Here is a 21,633-nt window from a genome sequence, read left to right as displayed (position 1 = left end):
GACGCCCCGGGGCGTCGGGGCGTCGGGGCGTCGGCGGCCGCACCGGCTACCGCAGCACGTTGTCCGGATCCGAGGGCTCCGGCCGGGCGGTGTTGACCTGGCCCGGTGGCGCGGGCGAAGGACTCGACGTGGCGACGACGCCGTTGCCCGGCTGCACCGGCGGCGCGGAGGGCGCCGTGACGCCGGCGACCGGCGCCGGGGGGCCGGTGGGGCTCGCGGTCGACAGGGCGGCCGTGTCGTTGGCTATGGCGTCGAAGTCGACGGCCCCGGTCTTCTCCAGGATGGTGATGTGGTCGAGCACGGTCTGGTTGGCGTCCGAGGCCAGCTGCCGGACCAGCGAGTTGCGGGTGGAGTTACGGACCGTGCCGATCGCCGGGAAGATCTTGCCGTGCGCGGCCCGCAGCAGGTTCACGAACTTCCGTTCGTACTCCGCGCCCGTCGCCGCGGTCATCTCCTGCAGCCAGCCCTGCTGCTGCGCGTTCGGCTGGTTCGGCAGCTCGACATTGAGCTGGGCCGCGATGACCCGCACCCGCTTGTCGAGGTCGGTGTGGCCGACGATCAGGTGGTCGCCCGCCTCCTTGATCGCCTTGTTGGGGGCCCGCTCGATCGCCTGCTGCCCCGCCGGCAGTTCCCAGAGTCCGGCCAGCCGCACGCGCACGATCAGGTCGCGGTCGGAGGCGGACAGGGGCCCCCACTGTGTGTTCACGGTCCCCGCCGCCAGATTCGCCTGCCCCGTGCCGGCGCGGTCGGCGTACGACCACACAGGGAACGCGAGCGCGCCGACAGTGGCGGCGAGCGCCGCGATGACGAAGGCAGAACCATTGATACGCCGCAAAATGAGCCTCCCGGGGGAAACCAACTGGTCGTTGGAAACCTGTACTTGGCCAGCGACGTGAGATACGTGCGGGGCACCGGGAATGTTCAAGCACGACTAAAGCGAACCCTCGGTTCAGGTCAAATCCGCTGTGAATCCGTGCCATCGCCCGGCAGTGGCCACTTCTCCGGTGTACGTCCGAGCAGCCGCAGCGCCTCGTCCAGCGGGTCCGCGCCCACGGGCACGTCGACCGGCGGCGCGAACGCGAATCCCGGACCGCGACCGGCCGGATCCGTCGGTACGAGGCGGGCGACGGCCAGGGCCGCCCCGAGCACGTGGCCCGGCAGTTCGAGTCCGACGCCGAGCGTGGCGGCGACGTCCCACGCGTGCACCACGTAGTCGACGAAGTGGAAGCCGAGGGCCATCCCGCCGGGGAACCCGCCCCCGTCCCTGATCTCCGGCAGTACGAACTCCCCCTCCGTCACGCCCGGTTCGGCGAACGCGGCCAGCACCGCCGTCGCCGCTCCCCGGTAGGTCCGCTCCGGGTCGCTCATGTCCTCCGGCTCCCGCCAGTACGCCGACTCGTGCCCCGCTCCCCGGGCGGCGGCCGTGAACCCGTGGTGCTGCGCGGCCATGTGCGCCACCAGCCGCCGCAGTGTCCACCCCGCACACGGTGTGTCCCGCTCCCAGTCCGTGCCCCGCGCCAGCCCGACGAGCCGCAGCGACTCGTACACCGCGATCCGGTCGAGCTCGACGATGTCCACTCCGGTGTCCATTCCGGTCGATGTCATACGTCCGAGCATAAAACTGAGCGAACGATCGTGCTACTTGTTTTCGGCCCCGACGGTTCCCGCGTCAAAGGCTCGAAGGCCGGGAGAACTCGGCAGGTCGGGAGAGCTCGGCAGGTCAGGAGAGTTCGGCCACGAGGGACGGGTCGGTCGCCGCCGCGCGCAGCCGGGAAAGGATGGCGACGCGGGCTCTGCGATAGACGTCCGTCTCGTCGCGCAGCACCGACACCGCGTTCGCCGTCTCCATCAGCGCGATGAGCTCGAAGGCGAGTTGCGCGGCATCCGTGTCGGAGCGCAACTCACCCAGGTCGCGGGCCTCGGTGATGGTGTGCTCCACATGGGCCGCCCAGTCCCGCTGGGCCTTTGCGACGGCGTCGTGCACGGGTCCCGACCGGGCGTCGAACTCGGCGATGACCTCGTAGAAGAAACAGCCGCCGGGGAAGACCCGGCCCTGGGAGTAGTCCAGCCAGAGTTCGCACAGCCGCCAGGTCCGGGCGACACCGGCCGGGGTCTCGGACGCGGGCCGGATCACCTGCTCGACGTAGATGCGCGCCGCCTCCCGCACGGTGGCCAGCTGGAGTTCCTGCTTGGAGCCGAAGAGCGCGAAGACCCCGCTCTTGCTGAGCCGGAGGTCGGTGGCGAGACGGCCCACGGACAGTGCTTCCAGTCCTTCGACCGAGGCGATGTCGACCGTGCGGCGGAGCACCAACTGCCGCGTGCGGTTGCCACGTTCGACCCTGCCGTCCAGCCGGGTCCCGGCCATCGCGCCTCCTCGGGTCCGTAGGTCACTCAGGGTCGGTCGGGATCGGTCAGGAGCGCAGCGCCGGATGGTCGGCCACCACTGTGCACGACCCCGGCGCGATCTCAGTGAAGCCCGCGTCGCGCACCAACGGCAGCCCGGAGGTGCTGAGTTCACCCCAGCGGGCCGGGTCGGCGGTGCGGACGGCGAGGGGGAAACCGGCGTCGCGCCAGGCCGCCCGCTCCTCGTCCGACAGCTCCCACCAGGCCAGCTGCGCGCCGTGCCCGGCCTGCGCCATCGTCTTGCCGGCCGACATGTCGAGATCGGGGTTGAGCCACAGCACGGGCGCCGTCGGGTCCGCGTCCACCGGGGGTTCCGGGTCGTCGAGGTCGGTGCCGGAGACCTGGAGCTTGGCCAGGTCCTTGGGCCAGCCGTCCAGGGGGACCGGCGGGAAGACGCGCACCTCGGCGGACTTCCCGGTCACCGTGATGCCGGGCAGGGCCTCGGCCCGCCGCCACTCGGCGCCGCGCGCCCTTCGTACGACCTTGCGGATCCGGGCGTCCTGCCAGTCCCGCACCACCTGCGCCCACTCGCCGTCCCCGAGGGCCCGCTCATCGCCGAGGATCGTCAGCACGGCGCGGGCCGCGGTCTCCAGCGCGTCCGTGCGTGCCGGGGGAGCGGCCTTCTCGATGTGCACGACCAGCGGCAGCACGAACTGCGGGGCCTCGTCGCGCGCGGTGCGCTCGGATCGGAAGGGGCTGTCCTCGGCCGGGCCGGGTACGTCGGGTCGGCCGGGTGCGTCGGCTACGGTCGGGTCGCTGCTCACGCCCTCCAGTGTGCCAGGCGGAAGATCGGTTCTTCGGCGAGCGGTCGGCGTCACCCGGAGCAGGCGGTCCGCTGTGCCTCCTGCCACTCGCAGACGGGGCACAGCGTGATCCCCTTGTGCGACTCCGGGTACTCGGTCGGCTTCCGGCACAGCACGCACTCGGCGAACGGCGGCCCGGCGTCGGCCGGGTCCGGTGCCGGGGCGGGGGCCGCCGGGGTGGCGCAGTAGTCGTCGCTCATGGTCCCAGCGTAGGCCGGGACCGGAGCGCGCCTACGTGGTGCCGTTCCGCTCGCCTTGCGTCGCCGAGCCGATCATCTCGGAGACCTTCACAAAGCGGAAACCCTTCTTCCGAAGCTCGGGGACGATCGTCCGCAGGGCCTGTTCGGTCACCGGAGCCGCGCTGCGCGTGCAGTGCATGACGACGACGGATCCGGGCTTCACGCCCTCCAGCACCTGACGGGCGACGGCGTCGGCGTCGGTGGCGAAGGCGTCCCCGCTGACGACGTCCCACTGCACGGCGGTCACGCCCACGGCGCTCAGCGTGCGCAGGGCCTGCTGGTCGTAGCACCCGCCGGGGAACCGGAAGTAGGGCATCGCGTGCGGCACGCCCGCCTTCTTGAAGGCGGCGTAGGCCTCCTCCACCTCGGCCCGCATCCGCTCCTGGGGCACGGTGGGCAGGCCGTAGCAGTTGTCGGTGAAGGCGTAGTGGCTGTACGAGTGGTTGGCGACCTCGAAGAGTCGGTCCCGCCCGATGTCCTTGGCCTCCTTCGGGTACTCGTCGGCCCAGCGTCCGGTCATGAACAGGGTCGCCGGCACCTTGAACGCGCGCAGCGTGGCGATCAGTTCGGGGTTGTCGAAGTGCTCCCCGGCCGCGGCGCGTGGCCCCTCGTTCGCGGTCATGTCCGCGTCGAAGGTCAGCGCGACGGTCTTGTCCCGCGTCCGCGGACCGTTGGTGAAGACGGGGGTGATACCGCTGGAGCCGGGGGCGAGCGTGGGGGGTCGCGAGGGCTGGGCGTTTGCGCTGCCCGAGGCCGACGCGGGGAGCCCTGGGCGGGCGGCGTGCGGGGTTCCTGGGGTCCCGCAGGCGGCGAGCGCGACCCCGAGTGCGCCGAGGGCGCAGGTCGCGGCGAATCGTCGTACTGGAATGATCACCTGATGAAGATATGTGGGTAATCCAGACTATTCGCCCATTGTTCACACGTGCCCGGCGACGGGGGCACGGAAGTCACCCGGCTGGACCCGGCGGAACACACGCCGGTCTCGTACGCCGGTCTCGTACGCCGGTTCCCTTTTCCCGTGCCCGCGTGCAGGATCGAAGGCCTGTCGCGGCCGATCCGAACGGCAGGACCGACGCGAGACAGGGGTGGGTACCGGTGCCGAACCGGCGACGCGGTGTTCCACCGGTCCTCCTCGCCGTGACCGCCCTGCCGTCGAGCGGATGCTTCCTGGGGCCGTCGGATCCGGTGGACACGACGGTGGTCGGAGCCCGGGCCGAAGGGGAGACGATCGTCGTCAAGATCCCGCTCTGTCCCTCCGACGAACCGCGACGGGGGGAGGTCACGGACTGGGACAAGGCCGAGGACACGAACCCGCCGATCGTCTGGTGGGCCTCCGGTCCGAGGACGGCATCGGCGAAGAGCGGCGTCGTCAGGCTCTGGTCCGCCGAGGGGTTCGAGCGTCACGCGGCCAAGCCCGCCCCGGTGCCGCGCACGCCTCGCCGCCGAGTTCCATCGGCGGGAACATGTCCTCGTTGTAGTGCGACCAGTGCCCGGAGATCTCGTACAGCTCCCGTTTGCCCAGCACCGGTGAGTACACGTGCTGGTAGCCCGCGCGTCGCTCGGCGTCGCGGACGTACCCCTCCAGGGCGTGGCGCACGGCCGCGCCGTCGGGCAGCCAGTAGGGCAGGCCCGCGCCCATCAGAGGATCGGTGTCGAAAAGGTCCAGCTCACGGCCGGGGCGGCGGTGGTCGGGGAGGGCGGTCATGGTGGTCTCCTCGCATCTCAAGGGGCGAGTGACCACACGGCGAAGCCCCGGGGCACTCGCCCCGGGGCTTCGGACTCGTCAGCAGTCAGCGCGCCGGGACACTCTCCGGCGTCGTCGTCTTCACAGCGGCACGCTTCATGGGAGGGACCGTAGCAGGGTGTCGGCGGGCGGGCGCGGCAATTCGGGCGGGGTGATCAGCCGGGGCCGGGGAGAGGGCTCGCGCCGGGGTCGTCGAGCGGGAACTCGTCGTCGTCGGCCTCGTCGCGGTCCTCGGCCTCGTCGCGCCTGAACTTGTCGCCCTTGGGTTCATCGAGCACGAACTCGTCGTCCTTGTGCCCGTCGGGCCGCGGGCGCGTCGGTGTCTGCTCCACCGTCGGCGCCCCCGGCTGGGGCTGCGCCCGTTCCAGGAACCGCAGCAGTTCCACCGGGAAGGGGAGGACGAGGGTGGAGTTCTTCTCGGCGGCGACCGCCACCACGGTCTGCAGCAGCCGCAGTTGGAGCGCGGCGGGCTGTTCGGACATCACCCCGGCGGCCTCCGCCAGCTTCTTCGACGCCTGGAGCTCGGCGTCCGCGTTGATGATGCGGGCTCGCCGTTCGCGGTCGGCCTCGGCCTGCCGGGCCATCGACCGTTTCATCGTCTCCGGCAGTGACACGTCCTTGATCTCGACCCGGTCGATCTGCACACCCCAGCCCATCGCCGGACTGTCGATCATCAACTCCAGGCCCTGGTTGAGCTTCTCCCGGTTGGAGAGCAGATCGTCCAGGTCGCTCTTGCCGATGATCGAGCGCAGTGAGGTCTGCGCCATCTGCGAGACCGCGAAGCGGTAGTCCTCGACCTGGATGACCGCGTCGGCCGCGTCGACCACCTTGAAGTAGATGACCGCGTCGACCCGGACCGTGACGTTGTCCCGCGTGATGCCGTCCTGCGCGGGGACGGGCATCGTCACGATCTGCATGTTGACCTTACGCAGCCGGTCCACACCGGGGATGATCATGGTGAACCCGGGCGGCCTGATGCCACCCCGGAGCCGCCCGAGCCGGAGCACCACGCCCCGCTCGTACTGCTTGACGACCCGGGCCGCCGCGACGACGTACACCACCCCCGCGGTACCGACCACCGCGGCCGTGGCCAAGAGCTCATCGAGCATGACGACCCCCTTTCGAGCCGCCGCATACCACAACTAATCCCACAATATGCCCCACGCGGGCTCGCGGTCGAGGATCCCCCCGACCGCGAGCCCGCGTGGGTCAGCCGGTGGTCAGCCGGTGGTCACCCTCACCGGTTCCGTCCCCGCCTCACTGTGCCGCACCGACCAGTTCTCCAGCGCGGTGCGGCAGGCGTGATCGAGGTGGTGCAGGCCGGAGAGGTCCAGCTCGACCGGGCGGTCCTGGGGCAGTGCCTCGAGGCTGTCGAGGATCTTCGGCAGCCTCAGGAAGGTCGCGTTGCCCGACAAGTACGCCTGGACCGGGCCCGCACCCTTGTCTATGACCTCCAGGCGGACGTGCGAGGCCTCCCACGCCGTCTTGACGATCGCCAGGGCGAGCCCGATGAGCACCCCCTCGAACATGCTGACGGCGACGATCGACACCGCCGTGACGACGAGGATCAGCGCCTCGCCCCGGTGCTCGCGCCACAGCGAGGTGATCTCGCGCAGCGGGATCAGCTTCCAGCCCGCGTGCACCAGGATGCCGGCGAGGGCGGGCAGCGGGATGACGCCGAGCGCGGCGGGCAGCAGCGCCGCGAACAGCAGCAGCCAGACGCCGTGCAGCACGCGGGACGCCTTCGTCCGCGCGCCCGCCTGGACGTTCGCCGCGCTGCGCACGATCACCGCGGTCATCGGCAGCGCGCCGAGCAGTCCGCAGACCGTGTTGCCCGCGCCCTGCGCCATCAGTTCCCGGTCGTACTCGGTCCGGGGGCCGTCGTGCAGCCGGTCCACGGCCGCCGCGCTGAACAGCGACTCGGCGGAGGCGATCAGCGTGAAGGCGAGCACCGTGCCGAGCACGCCCACGCTCGCGAGCTCCCCGAAGGCTTCGGGGCTCGGCAGCTGGATCGAGCCGACCAGCCCCCGCACCTCGACCTTGGCCACCGGCAGCCCGAACCCCGAGGCCACCAGCGTGGCCAGCACGACCGCGCCGAGCGCCCCCGGCACCGCAGGCACCCGCCGCGGCAGCCGCCGCCACAGGACGAGCACGGCGATCGTGCCCGCCCCGAGTCCGACCGAGGCCAGCGCCTCGGTGCTGCGGGCCGCGTCGACGACGGCCTCCGGCAGCCGGGCGAGCTTGTCGAGTCCGGCGGCGGGGGCCTTGAGCCCGGCCATCGAGTAGAGCTGGCCCGCGATCAGCACGAGGCCGATCCCGGCGAGCATGCCCTCGACGACGGCCACCGAGATGGCCCTGAAGTAGCGCCCCAGTTTCAGGGCGCCCATGAGGAGTTGGAGCACACCCGTGGCGAGCACGACGACTCCGAGGACGGCGAGCCCGTACTCCCGCACGGCCTCGAAGACCAGCACGGTCAGTCCGGCCGCCGGCCCCGACACCTGAAGGCTGCTGCCGCGCATCAGGCCGGTGACGAGACCGCCCACGATGCCGGTGACCAGGCCTAGTTCGGCCGGGACACCGGAGGCGACGGCGACGCCCACGCACAGTGGGAGGGCGACCAGGAACACGACGATCGAGGCGGCGAAGTCCTGCCGCAGGTGGGGGAGTTTGCTCATGAGGCCCGAAGTGTTCACGGCGCGGCTCACAGTGCCTCGAAGGTGTCGGTGTGCGCACGGTGTTCGCGCACGGCTCCGGTGTGGACCTCGTAGTACCAGCCGTGCAGACGCAGCCGGCCCGTCGTCAGGGCCTTTTCCACACAGGGGTATCCGCGGAGCCTGAGCAGTTGCGCGAGGACGTGGTTCTGCACCGCCTCGGCGACGGTGGGGTCGTCGCCCGGTGTGGCGGACGGGCGCTGCGCCTGCGCGAGCCAGTCGCGCACGGCGGGTACGGCCGTCAGGTCGTCGCCGCGCACCAGCGCGCCGACGGCGCCGCAGTGCGAATGGCCGCAGACCACGACCTCGGACACGCCGAGCACGTCCACCGCGTACTCGACGGTGGCCGCCTCGGAGGTCGGCCGGCCGGGGACGTACGGCGGGACGATGTTGCCCGCGGTGCGCAGCTCGAAGAGCTCGCCCGGGCGGGCGCCGGTGATCAGGGCCGGAACGACCCGGGAGTCGGAGCAGGTGATGAACAGGACCTGCGGGGACTGGCCGTCGGCGAGCGAGGCGAATTCCTCGGGTCGTCGGCCGAAGGAGCGGGCATGGTCGATGAGGGGCTGCATGTCAGTTCCTCCTGGCGCGCCCTGGGGGCGCGTCGGCTTACAGGACGGAGCGTGGGGGGACGCGCTCCGCTCAGCAGCGGAAGACCTGAAGTATGGCGGGGGAGTGGGCGGTCGAGGATCTCGACGTGCGCGGGTGTGCCGGGACGAGCGCGAGCGGCGGGTACGAGGCCGCGGGGTCGCTCGCGAGCAGGGCGCGCGGGGGTGTGTCGGGGACGAGATCCTCGTCGCGGGTCCGCTGACGGGCCCCCAGAGGGGGTGCCGCCTTCTGCGGATGCTCCGCTTCGGCGCAGGAGACGACTTCGCCCCTGTGCGCGGACGCGAACGCCTCGGTGGGGGCGAAGAGTTGCAGGCTGATCAGGACGGCGGCGAGTACCACGTAGAGGGTTCGGGCCGTCGTACCTCGCAACATGCGCCCCCTCCCGGCGTCTCGTCCTCCATGTCAATACATAGGTTAACGCGGCAAGTTGTTTGCAGGGTTAACTCGACGTTTCACAGTGAAGAGGGCCGAAAACGCTGTGGAGGGGCCGAAAACTACGCCTCGACGAGCCTCTTGGCGTCGCGGGCCAGCGCGGTGAGCCGGGAGATCGCGCGGAAGTACTTCTTCCGGTAGCCGCCGTTCAGCATCTCCTCGCTGAAGAGCTGGTCGAAGGGCATCCCGGAGGCGAGGACGGGCACCTCGCGGTCGTACAGCCGGTCGGCGAGCACCACGAGCCGCAGCGCCGTCGACTGGTCCGGCACCGGCTGGACGTCGGTGAGGCAGACGGCCTTCAGGTCGTCGGTCAGGGCGCCGTAGCGGCTGGGGTGCACGCGCGCGAGGTGGTCGAGCAGATGCGGGAAGTCGTCGAGGGAGGCCCCGTCCGTGGCGTACGCGGCCTTCGTGACCTGCTCGTCGGTGAACGGCGCCGGGGCCTCGGGCAGCCCGCGGTGGCGGTAGTCCTCGCCGTCGATGCGCAGCGGCCGGAAGTGTGCCGACAGCCCCTGGATCTCGCGCAGGAAGTCGGCGGCCGCGAACCGGCCCTCGCCGAGCTTGCCCGGCAGGGTGTTCGAGGTGGCCGCGAGCGCGACCCCCGCGGCGACCAGCTTGCCGAGCAGGGTGGAGACGAGGACGGTGTCGCCCGGGTCGTCGAGTTCGAACTCGTCGATGCACAGGAGGCGGTGCCCGGAGAGCGTCTGCACGGTCTTCTGGAAGCCGAGCGCGCCGACCAGGTTCGTCAGCTCCACGAAGGTGCCGAAGGCCTTGAGCGCGGGCTCGGCCGGGGTGGCGTGCCACAGGGAGGCGAGCAGGTGGGTCTTGCCGACGCCGTAACCGCCGTCCAGGTAGACGCCCCGGGGGCCGGCCGGGGTCTTCGGCGCCTTGGCCTTGCCGAAGCCGAAGAAGCCCCGCTTGCCGCCGCCGAGCGCGTGCGCCCCGCCGAGACCGGCCGCGAAGCCGGCGAGGACCTGTACGGCCTCGGTCTGGCTCGGCTGGTTCGGGTCCGGAATGTACGTTTCGAAGCGCACGGAGTCGAAGCGCGGCGGCGGCACCATCTCGGCGACCAGCCGGTCCGCGGGGACGTGCGGCTCGCGGGCGCACAGGGACGTGGGGGCTGCTTCGGTTATCGGTTCGATCCCGGAAGCGGCGGTGGAAGACGACACGGTTCCCCACTCTAAGCGCCGTGCCACACTGCACGACATGCGACGCCTGTTCCCTGTGACCTACGAAACAGCAGCCCAGGCCACCGCCGGGGCCCCCGATGCCCCTGGTGCGGCTGTGGCGGATGTGACGGATGCGACGGACCGTGAGTGGGAACTGCTGGAGCTGGCGGAGGCGTACGCCTACCCCGAACTCCGCTCCGCCGGCGTCCGGGAGCCCTGGCTGCGGGCCAACATGGTCTCCACGCTCGACGGCGCCGCCCAGCACGACGGGAAGTCCCAGGGCATCTCCAGCGCCGCCGACATGCGGATCTTCGGGGTGCTGCGGGCTCTCGCGGATGTTGTGGTCGTCGGTGCGGAAACGGTACGCCAGGAGGGTTACCGTCCGGCACGCGCGCGTGCGGAGTTCGCGGCGCTCCGGGAGGCGGCCGGACAGGGCCCGGCGCCCGCGATCGCCGTGGTCACCGCGAGCCTCGACCTGGACTTCTCGCTGCCACTGTTCACCTCGCCCCTGGTACCCACGCTCGTCCTGACGGGTGCCGCGGCGGCCCCCGGCCGGGTGGCGGCGGCCGAGAAGGCGGGCGCCGAGGTGGTGATCGCCGGGGACGGGACGGGCGTGGACCCGGTACGGGCCGTACGTGCCCTCGCCGAGCGCGGCATGACCCGGCTGCTCACGGAGGGCGGCCCGCGGCTGCTGGGCCAGATGGTCGCGGCGGGTGTCCTCGACGAACTGTGTCTGACTCTTTCCCCGACGCTCACCGCGGGAGACGCGCAGCGGATCGCCGGGGGGCCCGCGATGGCGGTTCCCAAGCGGCTCGAACTGGCGTCTCTCCTGGAGGAGGCCGGATTCCTCTTCGCCCGATACCGTCGCCCCTGACCGGCGGCCCTGGCGTCGGTAGGGCAAGGTAGCGGAGCAGATCGTTCCGATTATCTTCCGCTGGGCACACTAAAACTCGCAGTCCCCGTGCGATCACGGGGCAGGATGGTTTCCGCAGGGGGCCAGGGAGGCCCACGGAGGAGAAGGGCGCCTGTCGTGTTCACAAGCGTATTGATGATCGAGAAGGCCCTGACGTCCGCCGACGTGGAGTTCGTCACCACTTTGCACGGTGACGAGGTGGTCGCCTTCCATGTGCTGCTCCAGCCGCGGGGCGACCAGGCGGACCGGCTGCTGCGGGCCATCGACGATGTCGCGCTCGGGGAGCTGGACGAGGCGGCCCACGAGCGTGAGACGCCGGAGGGCGCGGACGCGGCCGGTCAGGGGCAGCAGGCCCTCGACGTGTCGCTGGTGGCGCTGCGCTCGGCCGGCAGCGAGGCCGAGGGGCGGCTCATCGAGGACCACCCGCTGGACGCGCTCAAGGCGCTGGTCGACGAGATCGACGCGGACGAGGTCATCGTGCTGACCGACCCGCACTACGTGGAGGAGTTCTTCCACCGCGACTGGGCCTCGCGGGCCCGCCACAAGGTCGGCGTGCCGGTGCTGAAACTGTTCTCGCACAGCAAGGTGTAGGTCCCCGCCGGGCTCGGCCGTGAGGCGCCGTGGGGGTGCGGTGGTTTTCGGGATGCGGGCACGTGGTGGCTGGTCGCGCCCACGCGGCGGAGCCGCACATGTCGCAGTCCCGCGCCCACGCGGCGGAGCCGCACATGTCGCAGTCCCGCGCCCCTTACGGGGCGCCTGTCGCCGCACGCAATAGGCTGGGGGCGCGTGCTTTCGCTCGGGCGCGCTCATCGTCGTACCGGATCTTGGGAGAAATGCACATGGCACCCGGCCTTCCTACCGCCATGGACCGACCGCACTTCATCGGCATCGGCGGCGCCGGGATGTCGGGCATCGCCAAGATCCTGGCGCAGCGTGGGGCGAAGGTGGCGGGCAGTGACGCGAAGGAGTCCGCCACGGCCGAGGCCCTGCGGGCGCTGGGCGTGACCGTGCACATCGGCCACGCGGCGGACCACCTGGCGTCCGACGCCACCTGTGTGGTGGTGTCCTCGGCGATCCGCGCGGACAACCCGGAGCTGACCCGGGCGGCCGAGCTCGGCATCCCGGTGGTGCACCGCTCGGACGCGCTCGCCCGGCTGATGGACGGCCTGCGCCCGATCGCGGTCGCGGGCACGCACGGCAAGACCACGACCACGTCGATGCTCGCCGTGTCCCTCTCCGCGCTGGGACTGAACCCCTCGTACGCGATCGGCGGCGACCTGGACGCCCCCGGCTCGAACGCCCTGCACGGCGACGGCGAGATCTTCGTCGCCGAGGCCGACGAATCGGACCGCAGCTTCCACAAGTACGCCCCCGAGGTCGCGATCGTCCTCAACGTCGAGCTCGACCACCACGCCAACTACGCCTCCATCGACGAGATCTACGAGTCCTTCGAGACCTTCGCCGGCAAGATCGTGCCGGGCGGCACGCTGGTGATCTCCGCGGACCACGAGGGCGCGCGCGAACTGACCCGGCGCCTGCCGGCGGACGTACGGGTGGTGACGTACGGCGACGCGCCGGACGCGGACGTACGGGTCCTGTCCGTGGTCCCCCAGGGCCTGAAGAGCCAGGTGACGGTGCTCCTCGACGGCACGGAGCTGACCTTCGCCGTCTCCGTCCCCGGCCGCCACTACGCGCACAACGCGGTGGCCGCGCTCGCGGCGGGCGCGGCGCTGGGCATTCCGGCCGCGGAGCTGGCCCCCGCGATCGCCTCCTACACGGGCGTGAAGCGGCGTCTGCAGCTGAAGGGCGAGGAGGCGGGCGTCCAGGTCGTCGACTCCTACGCGCACCACCCCACCGAGATGACGGCCGACCTGGAGGCCATGCGCGCGGGTGCCGGCGGCCGCATCCTGGTGATCTTCCAGCCCCACCTGTTCTCCCGCACCCAGGAGCTGGCGAAGGAGATGGGCGAGTCCCTGGCCCTGGCCGACGCCTCGATCGTGCTGGACATCTACCCGGCCCGCGAGGACCCGATCCCGGGCGTCACCAGCGAGCTGATCATCGAGGCGGCGCGAGCGGCGGGCGCGGACGTGACACCGGTCCACGACAAGGCGCAGGCGCCCTCGGTCGTCGCGGGAATGGCGAAGCCCGGTGATCTCGTTCTCACCATGGGCGCGGGAGACGTGACGGACCTCGGTCCCGAGATCCTGGCCCGCCTGTCGAAGTAGCCGTGACGTTTGCGAGGGGTTGAGCTTCATGTCGTACGACATCGAAAAGCCGGACGAGCAGTGGCGCGCGGAGCTGACCCCGGCCGAGTACACCGTCCTGCGGAAGGCGGGCACCGAGCCCGCCTTCACGGGCGAGTACACCGACACCAAGGCCAAGGGTGTCTACTCCTGCCGCGCCTGCGGCGCCGAACTTTTCACCTCGAACGAGAAGTTCGAGTCCCACTGCGGCTGGCCGAGCTTCTTCGATGCACGCAACTCGGATGCGGTGGAACTTGTGTCCGACCGTTCTCACGGGATGGTGCGGACCGAGGTTCGGTGTGCGCGGTGCGGGTCGCATCTTGGGCATGTGTTCGAGGGCGAGGGGTATCCGACGCCGACGGATCAGCGGTACTGCATCAACTCGATCTCGTTGCGATTGGTTCCGGACGAGACGTGAGGACTTGAGTGCAGGTCAAGTGGGGTCGGCTCTGGCCGGGGTCGACCCCGTCGCTGTTTCCGGTGCTGGATCCGTGCGGGATGTCCTGACGTCTCGGCAGCCGTTGTCGTACCTGGTTGTCCGCACCGCTGCTGGATTGTCGCTGGATTCGCCTGACGGGGCGTTAACTGGATTGCATGGCATCTGGCCGTGAAATCGGTAGCCAGCGGGTCGGTACGGGGCGGTCGGGAACGGCGGGGGTGTGACGCCGTTTCCCGGAACATGACTCCCGGACCGCTTTATGGCCTGCTGTGGTGGGGGCTGGCGGACGGGGGATGGGCCAGCCGCTCGGAGCCGGTGTTGACCGCAGGTTCGAGTCCTGGGCGGGAGCCACAAAACATGGCTGGTCGTGTGCGGGGCGCTGATCTGCGGATTTGTGCCACGGTGAGGGAGGAGGGGCGGTCCCGGCTGGTGCCGGTCGCCCCGGGGACGGGTCGGTGAAGTGCCACCGAGCCTTCGTTGGTGCCCTTGCGCAGGTTCGAAACTCTCGGCGGGGAACACGGAACATGGGAATGGGGGGAAGCCACCGGTCGGGGGGCGGGCAGTTGGTGATCAAGACGGTCGTCCGGCTGAATCGGTAGCCCGTGATCACGGTCGTGCCAGTGGAGGCTCGTGTCCGGCTTCAGAAATGTGGACGTTGGGCGCCGCGGGACGAGACACGGCTCGGTTCCCGGACGCTGTGCGTGGACCACCTCCGAGCCGCCGGTAGTTGGACCCGGAGACCAGATGAACAGACGGGAGGATCCTTTGAGTTGATCGCATTGTCAGTCCCCTCTGCCATCATCCCGCCATGCTGTACGACGCCTTGGTGGCCGAATCCCGTAGGAACGACTCACTCGACGACGTGAGGACCGCCGCGCTCGACCGCGTCCGCTGGCTCGTCGACCTCTTGGAACGTCAGCGGACCGAGTTCCGGCGGTCCATGGGGCACGAGCACCGGCGATCCAGGGCGGAGGGCGCGGCGACCCAGGCCGAGATCGACGGGCGGCTCGCGGCCTGTGCGGACGAGGAGGGCAGGGCCGCGGTCCTGTGCCTCATGCTGGCCGCTTGCTTCGACGACACGAGCTTGTGGCAGTACGACGCCGAGATCGGGCCCCTGATCTCGCGGGTGCGCGGCTGGACGCCCGACGAGATCGCGGTGATGTTGCTCCGCGCCACCGAGTACGACATGGGCTTCTGGTCCACCAATTCGCTGGGGCTGGTGTTGAACGCCGCCGACCAGCTCGACGCCGACGGCCGCCGTGCGGTCATGCCCTGGCTGCGGCACGCACACACGGAGCTCATGGACACCTCTGTCGAGACGCGCCTGCGCGCGTCGCTCGCCCAGCGCCTCCGCGCGCTGCTCGCGAGCGTGGACGAGGCGCACATCCCCGAGGGACTGATCCCCGCCGACGCTCCCTGGGCCTCCCCGCTGAGCGACCGTGCGAAGACCTCTCCGACGCCGGAACTAGCGGGCTTTGTACGGCACTTGGCGAGCCTGTCGGGGCCGCGTCCCACGCAGAGGTGGCGGCGGACGTGCCTCGAACTCGCGGACGCGGCGTCGGCGCGGGACCTCGTGGCCGACGTCCTGCGGGCGCTGGCCGAGGACGATCCGCTGTGCAGCAGGGGAAGCGGTGCGCACACCGGCTGGCTCCACGGCGATCACCACTACCACTACGTCGTCCACCAGAACGACGGTGACCTGGCGCGCGGCGTCGTCTGGGCGGCCGAGCTGACCGGCGGACCGGCCACGGTGCGGCACCTCGGCGCGCTCGCTCTGCGGGCCGGCGGCCTCGAAGCCCGTGTGTGCGAGGACCTCAAGCTCGCGGGCGCGGCGATCAACGCGCTGGCCGAGACCGGCGATCCGGCCTCTCTGGAGGCCCTGTGGCGGCTGCAGTCCCGGATCAAGCACCGGGCTCTGCGCAAGCAGCTCGACACCGCGCTGGTGACGGCAGCCGGGAAGCAGGGCATCACGGCGGAGCAGCTCATCGAGCGCAGCGTGCCGGACCACGGCCTGGCGCCGGACGGTTCGCTGGAACGGGAGTTGGGCGGACACCGGGTACGGGTGGCGATCGAGGAAGCGGCGACCGTGCGGCTCACCTTCACGCGCCCCGACGGGGGGACGTCCCGCACGGCTCCGGCGGCGGTGAAGGACGGCTTCCCGGACGAGCTACAGGAGTTGAAGGCACTGGCCAAGGAGGTGCGGGGGACACTGTCGGGTGAGCGGGCCCGCGTCGAGGCGCTGATGTCGGCCGGGCGCGAGTGGCCGTACGACGAGTGGTGCCGCCACTACCGCGACCATCCGGTCACCGGGGCTCTCGTCCGCGGCCTGATCTGGGAGTTCCAGAACGTCGAGGACACCGACGGCATGTGGCGTGCGGTGGCACCGACGGCCGAGCCGCCCGGCTGTGGCATCCGATCAGGGCGTCGACGGACGACATCAGGGCGTGGCGGGAGCGGCTCGTCGCCGAACGGCTGCGGCAGCCGTTCAAACAGGCCTTCCGGGAGATCTACCTGCTCACCCCGGCGGAGGAGGAGACCGGCGTCTACTCCAACCGGTTCGCCGCCCACATCGTCCACTACCGGCAGCTCTACGCGCTGTTCAAGGAACGCGGCTGGCAGGCCAACTTCCTCGGCCGGCACGACGGCGGCTACGACGGGAAGGCGCGGGCCGAGTTCGGCGACGGCGAGTGGCGGGCCTGCTTCCACCACGAGCCCGCCGCGGACGACGACGGCAGCGGCTACGCGCCCGAGCACGCCGCGACGGACCAGGTCCGCTTCGAGCGGCGGGACGGCCCGCGCTGGCGGGAGGTTCCGCTGGCGGAGGTGCCCCCGCTGGTGTTCAGCGAGGCGATGCGGGACGTCGATCTGTTCGTGGGCGTGACCTCGATCGCCGCCGATCCCGACTGGACCGACCGGGGCGGGGACCGCTATGCCGGGTACTGGCGGACGGCCACGTTCGGTGCGCTGACGGCGAGCGCCGAGGTCCGCCGCGACGTGCTGGAGCGGATCCTGCCGCGCCTGAAGATCGCCGGCCGGTGCTCGCTCGACGGCCGTTTCCTGATCGTCCGCGGCGATCTGCGCACGTACAAGATCCACCTGGGCTCGGCCAACATCCTGATGCAGCCGGACGACAGCTACCTGTGCATCGTCCCGTCGCGCGGCAAGAACGACGGCAAGGTGTTCCTGCCGTTCGAGGACGAACGGCTCTCCCTGATCCTCAGCAAAGCATTCCTGCTGGCCGCCGACACCGAGATCACCGACGAGTCCATCCTCACGCAGATCAAGCGAGGTGCCTGATGGCCACCGTGACGTTCCGGGACGAGACCGCGACGGGTAAAGCGCTCACCGAGTGGGAGGTCGCCGGGCTGCCCGAACGGATGACCGTACGGGAGCTGATCAGGCTCCGGGTCCGCGAGGAGGTCGCCCGGCACAACGCCCGCCCGAGCGATCGCTTCAACGGACTCGTCCGCCCAGACGACGCCGAGGCGGAGCTTAACGGCTACCGTCTCCGCGAGCCCCGCCGTATCGACTGGGAGCGCCAGGCCGAGATCGCCGAGCGCGCCTTCCTCGCCAACGGGTTCTTCGTGCTGGCCGGCGATCGCCAGGTCGAGGACCTCGACGAAGTCGTGGATCTCATCGCCGATCCCGACCTGGTCTTCATCAAGCTCGTCGCCCTCGTCGGCGGTTGAAAGACCGGCATTTCTCAGCCGACGAGGCCAAGCCTGTCCGCGTCCATGAGACCGGGGCAACTCTTCCGTCCTGACCGGCAGGGCCACCGTCGCCGTCAGCCGCCCGCCCGGGCGGCGGTACGGATCTCGGCCGCTGTGGACCAGAGCTGTCCGCGCAGGGCATGCCCGTGGGGCTGTTGCGGCTCAGCGCGTTTCCAGAAGTTCTGTGCGTAACTGATCGCGCACACCAACCTCTACTGGAAGTGGGAGAGCGCACCCGGGCGGCGCGGGGGCACCGTCGGCACGGTGGACGTGTCCTTCACGGCGGTCGTCGAGGACTGAGCCGTTCCGATCGGCGGCCGTCGGCAGCTATCGGCGGTCGCCGCGCGCTAGCCCTTCGCCCGCGCGGCCCGTTCGACGGCGTGGCCGAGGGAGAACAGGCCTTCCAGGCGGTCCGGGTGTCCCACGAGTTGGACGCCCAGGGGCATGCCCTGGGCGTCCCGGTGGCCCGGTACGGTCAGGGCCGGGAGACCGAGGAGCTGCCAGGGGCGGCTCAGGACGGGAGACCCGGTGGCCGTCAGGCCCTTCGGGGCGGCACCCGGGGCGGCCGGGCCGAGCACGGCGTCCACGTCGCCGAGCAGTGCCAGCACCGTGGAGCGCTCCCGCCGCGCGACGGACCGGGCGTGCTCGTAGTCCCCGGTGGTGATGGAGCGGCCGTGCGCCAGGAGTTCGTTGAGCGGTGCGCTCAACCGGTCCGGGTGGGTGCTCTCCTCGGCCAGCATCCGCGCGGCCTCGTACGCCATCACCGTGATGTGTGCCTCGACGAGGCGTGGGGTGAGGGCGGGCCAGTCGACGTCCACGAGCACGGCGCCGTTCGCGACGGCGTCCTCGACGCTCCGGACCAGAGCTGCCCGCATGTCCTGTGAGATCTCCGCCAGTTCGCCGCCCGACCACACAGCCAGCCTCGGGCGCGTCGGCGCTTCGGGAGGGCGGGAGAGCCGGTCCGAGCCGGTCAACGCCCCGTACACGAGCCGGAGATCGGCCACCGTCGGAGTCAACAGCCCGACCGCGTCGAGGCTGTGCGACAGGCCCACGAACCCCGTCGTGTCGAGGGAACCCCCGGCCGGCACCACGAAGCCCGCGACCCCGCAGTACGACGCAGGCCGGGTGAGCGAGCCCGCGGTCTGGCTGCCGAGAGCCAGCGGGACCACGCCGGTGGCGACGGCGGCCGCGGAGCCGCTGGAGGAACCACCAGGCGTGTGGGCGAGGTTGTGCGGGTTCCTCGTGGGGCCGGGGGCGAAGTACGCGAACTCGGTGGTGACCGTCTTGCCGAGGGGAATCGCGCCGAGCCGCCGCAGGCGCGCGACCAGCGGGGCGTCGGCCTCGGCGAACCGGCCCCGGCGCAGCGGCGATCCGCACTCGGTGGGCAGACCGGCGACGTCGATGATGTCCTTGACCCCGACAGGGACGCCGCGCAGCGGGCCGCCCGACGGCACGGCATCCAGCTCCCGGGCAGCGCCCAGCGCTCCGTCCCGGTCCACCCGTACCCATGCCCGTACGTCGGACTCCGTACGGTCGAGGCGCTCCAGCGCGCCCGCGATCACCTCGGCCGCGCTCAGCTCGCCCCCGGCCACGGCCGCCGTCAGGGCCGACAGAGTCCTCATCCCGCGCACCTCACCTACCGCGGTGCGAGTGCGGCGAAGGCCTCGTCGATCAGATCGTCGAGGTCGAGGGTGCCGTCGGAGGCGGTCCAGTGGTCGACGGCGATGTTGAGACAGTCGACCGCGGCGGCGGCCCGCACCAGCGGGCCAAGGGTCGAGGACCGCGAGGGGGCCGCGCGCCCGGCGAGGGCCTCGGCGATGACCGGGCGCCAGCCGTTCTGCTTCTCCATGCTGCGCGCGCACAGCGCGGGGGTCTTCATGATCAGACGGGACAGGGCGAGCGCGCCGGCCGGGTCCTGCCGGTGGTGCTCGACGACCGTGCCCAGGGCGTGTCGGAGCGCCGTCCAGTCATCCTCGCCGGCCGGGCGGGCGCGCAGCGCGTCGGCGATCCGCCGGCCCTGGGCGTCCACCGCGTCGAGGACGGCGTCCTCCTTGGTGCCGAAGTAGCGCAGGAAGGTGCTGCGGGACACCCCGGCCGCCGCGGCCAGGTCGTTGACGGTGACGTTCTCGAAGCCCTCGCGACGGAACAGCTCGAAGGCCACCTGGGCCAACTCGGCCCGGATGGCGGCCCGTGCGATGTCCCTCGTGCTCGTACGCGTTGCTCCGTTCACCCCGGGATCGTACCGCCCACTCGCTTCCCGCTCGCAATAGTGAACCGCGGACGCTAGCGTGACACTGAGTTTCATGATTGATATATAGGTTCATCATTGGCGCCATTGGCCACCTGCTTCACACCACATCACCGGGAGACCCCACACCGTGACGAAGACCCTTGGGCTCATCGGCAGCGGCATGATCGGCGGCGGGCTGGCCCGCCTCGCCGTGGCGGCCGGACTGGACGTCGTACTCAGCAACTCGCGCGGACCGGAGACACTCGCCGGCCTCGTCGCCGAACTCGGCGGGCACGCCCGCGCGGCCACCCCCGAGGAGGCCGCCCGAGCCGGTGACCTGGTGGTGGCGACCGTGCCGCTGAAGGCCTACGACCGGCTGCCCGCGGCGGCTCTCGCGGGCAGGACCGTGCCCGCGACGCCGACGACGATCTCCGCGACGGTGTAGAGCGTGCCGGAGCCCGAGGCCCGCTGGAGCAGGACGACGGCCCAGGCGGCGCTCACCGCTACCGCGGTCGGCAGAACCCAGCCCCACATCACCGTTGAGCCCTCACGGAACGCCCGGTACAGGGTCACGCCGCCCGCACCGGCCAGGGCCGCGATGCCGGGGGCCATGGCGGTGACGTAGTACGGGTGGAAGGTGCCCTCCGCGAGGGCGAAGGTCAGGTAGTGCAGGACGAACCAGCCGCCCCAGAGCATGAGCGCCGCACGCTCGGCGTCGGTGCGCGGGGCCCGGCCGCGCAGGATCAGACCCGCGATCAGGGCGATGACCGCGAAGGGGATGAGCCAGGAGATCTGGCCGCCCATGATCTCGTTGAACAGCCGGTAGACGCCCGCGCTGCCGCCGAAACTCGCGCCGTTGCCCGCCGAGCCGACCGAGGAACTGGCGCCGAAGATACGGCCGAAGCCGTTGTAGCCGATGACCAGGTCCCAGACCGTGTTGTCGGTCGAACCGCCGATGTAGGGGCGGGAGGAGGCGGGGATCAGGTCGACGACCACCATCCACCAGGCGCTGGAGACGACCAGGGCCGCCGTGGCGACGGCGAGGTGGCGGATCCGGCGGCCCAGCGAGCCGTGCGCGGCCCAGAGGTACACCAGGCAGAAGGCCGGCAGGACGACGTACGCCTGCATCATCTTGGTGTTGAACGCGAAGCCGATCGCGACCGCCGACCAGACAAGCGGCATCAGCCGGCCGGTGCGCACGGCCTTCATCAGCGCGGCGGCGCCGAGCAGCATCAGAAAGACCAGGATCGGGTCCGGGTTGGTGTCCCGGTTGATGGCGACGGTGATCGGGGTCAGCGCCAGTGCCAGCGCGGCGACGGTCGCCGCCCCCGGGCCGAAATCGCGCTTGACCATGCGGTGGAGCAGGGCCACGGAGCCGGTGCCCACCGCGACCATCGGCAGCGCCAGCTGCCAGGTGCCGAAGCCGAAGGCGCGGGTGGACAGCCCCGTCACCCACAGGGCGAACGGCGGTTTGTCGACCGTGATGAAGCTGCCGGAGTCCAGCGCGCCGAAGAAGAACGCCTTTCAGCTCTTGGTGCCGCTGTAGACGGCCGCGTTGTAGAAGCTGTTGCCGCTGACGGAGGTGATGTTCCAGGCGTACAGGGCCGTCGCCGCGAGCAGGATCGCCCACAGGGCGGGGCGCGTCCAGCGGGGGTCCTCGGCGGGGCCGGTGAAGAGCCTTCGGCCACGGGCGACGAAGCCGCCATCGGCGTGCGGGGCCGCCCCGTTCCTGCTGCTCGGTCAGGACGTGGGCGGTGGGGCGAGAGTCGTCATGACGCGGGCTCCAAGCGGGGAGAGGGAGTGCGACGCGGGAGGAAGGCCCGGAGCCGCATCAGGGCGAAACGGGTTGCGGTGGCGGCGAGGTCGGCGCCGACCGCGGTGATCAGGGGCGCGAGGCCGACGAGGGGGCTGCCCACCGAGGCCACGGCGGCGGGGAGGCGCGTCCTTGGCGAGCTTGCGGCCCATCTCGACACGCGAGAGGTACACGTTCCGGC

At 71.2% G+C, this 21,633-nt stretch carries 19 protein-coding genes and 5 pseudogenes; 9 read left to right on the top strand and 15 right to left on the bottom strand.

The window, feature by feature from the left end; all coding sequences use genetic code 11:
* Positions 1 to 46: 46 nt before the first annotated feature.
* The 12 genes and pseudogenes from ABZ656_RS44990 to zapE all read right to left on the bottom strand — a co-directional run bounded on the left by ABZ656_RS44990 (position 47) and on the right by zapE (position 10,104).
* Positions 47 to 835, bottom strand: coding sequence for a DUF4142 domain-containing protein (locus ABZ656_RS44990; protein WP_360276589.1), 789 nt, complete (start codon positions 833 to 835; stop codon positions 47 to 49).
* Positions 836 to 954: 119 nt separating this feature from the next.
* Positions 955 to 1,605 carry a TIGR03086 family metal-binding protein gene (locus tag ABZ656_RS44985; RefSeq protein ID WP_101403830.1) on the bottom strand — a complete coding sequence of 217 codons (651 nt, stop codon included), beginning with the start codon at positions 1,603 to 1,605 and terminating at the stop codon, positions 955 to 957.
* Positions 1,606 to 1,720: 115 nt separating this feature from the next.
* Entirely contained in the window at positions 1,721 to 2,365 is a 645-nt protein-coding gene (locus ABZ656_RS44980) for a TetR/AcrR family transcriptional regulator (RefSeq protein WP_101401524.1), read from the bottom strand.
* A 46-nt stretch (positions 2,366 to 2,411) separates the two neighbouring features.
* Positions 2,412 to 3,167, bottom strand: coding sequence for a peptidyl-tRNA hydrolase (locus tag ABZ656_RS44975; protein WP_101401525.1), 756 nt, complete (start codon positions 3,165 to 3,167; stop codon positions 2,412 to 2,414).
* Between the two features lie 50 nt (positions 3,168 to 3,217).
* Positions 3,218 to 3,406 carry a hypothetical protein gene (locus ABZ656_RS44970; RefSeq protein WP_101401526.1) on the bottom strand — a complete coding sequence of 63 codons (189 nt, stop codon included), beginning with the start codon at positions 3,404 to 3,406 and terminating at the stop codon, positions 3,218 to 3,220.
* Between the two features lie 31 nt (positions 3,407 to 3,437).
* Positions 3,438 to 4,319: a polysaccharide deacetylase family protein gene (locus ABZ656_RS44965; protein ID WP_360276584.1), complete on the bottom strand. Its 882-nt coding sequence runs from the start codon at positions 4,317 to 4,319 to the stop codon at positions 3,438 to 3,440.
* 567 nt (positions 4,320 to 4,886) lie between these two features.
* Positions 4,887 to 5,150: pseudogene (locus tag ABZ656_RS44960) on the bottom strand (threonine--tRNA ligase); the annotation flags it as partial.
* A gap of 194 nt (positions 5,151 to 5,344) precedes the next feature.
* Positions 5,345 to 6,298: a slipin family protein gene (locus ABZ656_RS44955; RefSeq protein ID WP_101401528.1), complete on the bottom strand. Its 954-nt coding sequence runs from the start codon at positions 6,296 to 6,298 to the stop codon at positions 5,345 to 5,347.
* 111 nt (positions 6,299 to 6,409) lie between these two features.
* Positions 6,410 to 7,864, bottom strand: a complete 1,455-nt coding sequence (locus ABZ656_RS44950; protein WP_360276581.1) for a SulP family inorganic anion transporter — start codon at positions 7,862 to 7,864, stop codon at positions 6,410 to 6,412.
* Positions 7,865 to 7,890: 26 nt separating this feature from the next.
* Positions 7,891 to 8,469, bottom strand: a complete 579-nt coding sequence (locus ABZ656_RS44945; protein ID WP_101401530.1) for a carbonic anhydrase — start codon at positions 8,467 to 8,469, stop codon at positions 7,891 to 7,893.
* 70 nt (positions 8,470 to 8,539) lie between these two features.
* A complete protein-coding gene (locus ABZ656_RS44940) occupies positions 8,540 to 8,878 on the bottom strand; it encodes a hypothetical protein (RefSeq protein ID WP_360276578.1) in 339 nt (112 codons plus the stop codon).
* Between the two features lie 122 nt (positions 8,879 to 9,000).
* Positions 9,001 to 10,104: a cell division protein ZapE gene (gene zapE / locus ABZ656_RS44935; protein WP_101401531.1), complete on the bottom strand. Its 1,104-nt coding sequence runs from the start codon at positions 10,102 to 10,104 to the stop codon at positions 9,001 to 9,003.
* A 37-nt stretch (positions 10,105 to 10,141) separates the two neighbouring features.
* Between zapE and ABZ656_RS44930 the strand changes: the two genes are divergently transcribed.
* From ABZ656_RS44930 to ABZ656_RS44895, 8 genes and pseudogenes are all read left to right on the top strand, one after another.
* On the top strand, positions 10,142 to 10,978 hold the full coding sequence (locus ABZ656_RS44930; protein ID WP_101401532.1) for a pyrimidine reductase family protein: 837 nt from the start codon (positions 10,142 to 10,144) through the stop codon (positions 10,976 to 10,978).
* A gap of 156 nt (positions 10,979 to 11,134) precedes the next feature.
* Complete coding sequence (locus tag ABZ656_RS44925) at positions 11,135 to 11,608, top strand: indole-3-glycerol phosphate synthase (protein WP_101401533.1); 474 nt, start codon at positions 11,135 to 11,137, stop codon at positions 11,606 to 11,608.
* A 248-nt stretch (positions 11,609 to 11,856) separates the two neighbouring features.
* Positions 11,857 to 13,242 carry a UDP-N-acetylmuramate--L-alanine ligase gene (murC, locus tag ABZ656_RS44920; RefSeq protein WP_360276592.1) on the top strand — a complete coding sequence of 462 codons (1,386 nt, stop codon included), beginning with the start codon at positions 11,857 to 11,859 and terminating at the stop codon, positions 13,240 to 13,242.
* A 28-nt stretch (positions 13,243 to 13,270) separates the two neighbouring features.
* On the top strand, positions 13,271 to 13,678 hold the full coding sequence (gene msrB / locus ABZ656_RS44915; protein ID WP_101401535.1) for a peptide-methionine (R)-S-oxide reductase MsrB: 408 nt from the start codon (positions 13,271 to 13,273) through the stop codon (positions 13,676 to 13,678).
* Between the two features lie 829 nt (positions 13,679 to 14,507).
* A pseudogene (locus tag ABZ656_RS44910) lies at positions 14,508 to 16,040 on the top strand (DUF4132 domain-containing protein); the annotation flags it as partial.
* A pseudogene (locus tag ABZ656_RS44905) lies at positions 15,959 to 16,255 on the top strand (DUF4132 domain-containing protein); the annotation flags it as partial. The pseudogenes ABZ656_RS44910 and ABZ656_RS44905, both read left to right, overlap by 82 nt.
* Before the next feature lie 279 nt (positions 16,256 to 16,534).
* On the top strand, positions 16,535 to 16,996 hold the full coding sequence (locus tag ABZ656_RS44900; protein WP_360276595.1) for a hypothetical protein: 462 nt from the start codon (positions 16,535 to 16,537) through the stop codon (positions 16,994 to 16,996).
* The gene (locus ABZ656_RS44895) at positions 16,996 to 17,388 is read left to right on the top strand and encodes a hypothetical protein (protein WP_101401537.1); all 393 of its coding nucleotides are present in this window, start codon (positions 16,996 to 16,998) and stop codon (positions 17,386 to 17,388) included. Before ABZ656_RS44900 ends, ABZ656_RS44895 begins: the two co-directional genes overlap by 1 nt.
* Positions 17,389 to 17,756: 368 nt before the next feature.
* On the opposite strand, the gene ABZ656_RS44890 is transcribed toward ABZ656_RS44895, so the two are convergent.
* Both ABZ656_RS44890 and ABZ656_RS44885 read right to left on the bottom strand, forming a co-directional pair.
* Complete coding sequence (locus ABZ656_RS44890; RefSeq protein WP_360276572.1) at positions 17,757 to 19,031, bottom strand: amidase; 1,275 nt, start codon at positions 19,029 to 19,031, stop codon at positions 17,757 to 17,759.
* A gap of 14 nt (positions 19,032 to 19,045) precedes the next feature.
* Positions 19,046 to 19,639, bottom strand: a complete 594-nt coding sequence (locus ABZ656_RS44885) for a TetR family transcriptional regulator (protein ID WP_360276569.1) — start codon at positions 19,637 to 19,639, stop codon at positions 19,046 to 19,048.
* A 148-nt stretch (positions 19,640 to 19,787) separates the two neighbouring features.
* Here ABZ656_RS44885 and ABZ656_RS44880 point away from each other — a divergent pair.
* Positions 19,788 to 20,048, top strand: a pseudogene (locus tag ABZ656_RS44880) (NAD(P)-binding domain-containing protein); the annotation flags it as partial.
* On the opposite strand, the pseudogene ABZ656_RS44875 reads toward ABZ656_RS44880, so the two are convergent.
* Positions 20,042 to 21,412, bottom strand: a pseudogene (locus tag ABZ656_RS44875) (glycosyltransferase family 39 protein); the annotation flags it as partial. The pseudogenes ABZ656_RS44880 and ABZ656_RS44875 sit on opposite strands and share 7 nt — an antisense overlap.
* Positions 21,413 to 21,633 lie beyond the last annotated feature (221 nt).

This window comes from Streptomyces sp. NPDC007095, from assembly GCF_040634475.1.
Classification (GTDB): Bacteria; Actinomycetota; Actinomycetes; order Streptomycetales; family Streptomycetaceae; genus Streptomyces.
Note: the sequence above shows the minus strand (reverse complement) of the source record. Positions and strands in the feature narration are given on the sequence as shown.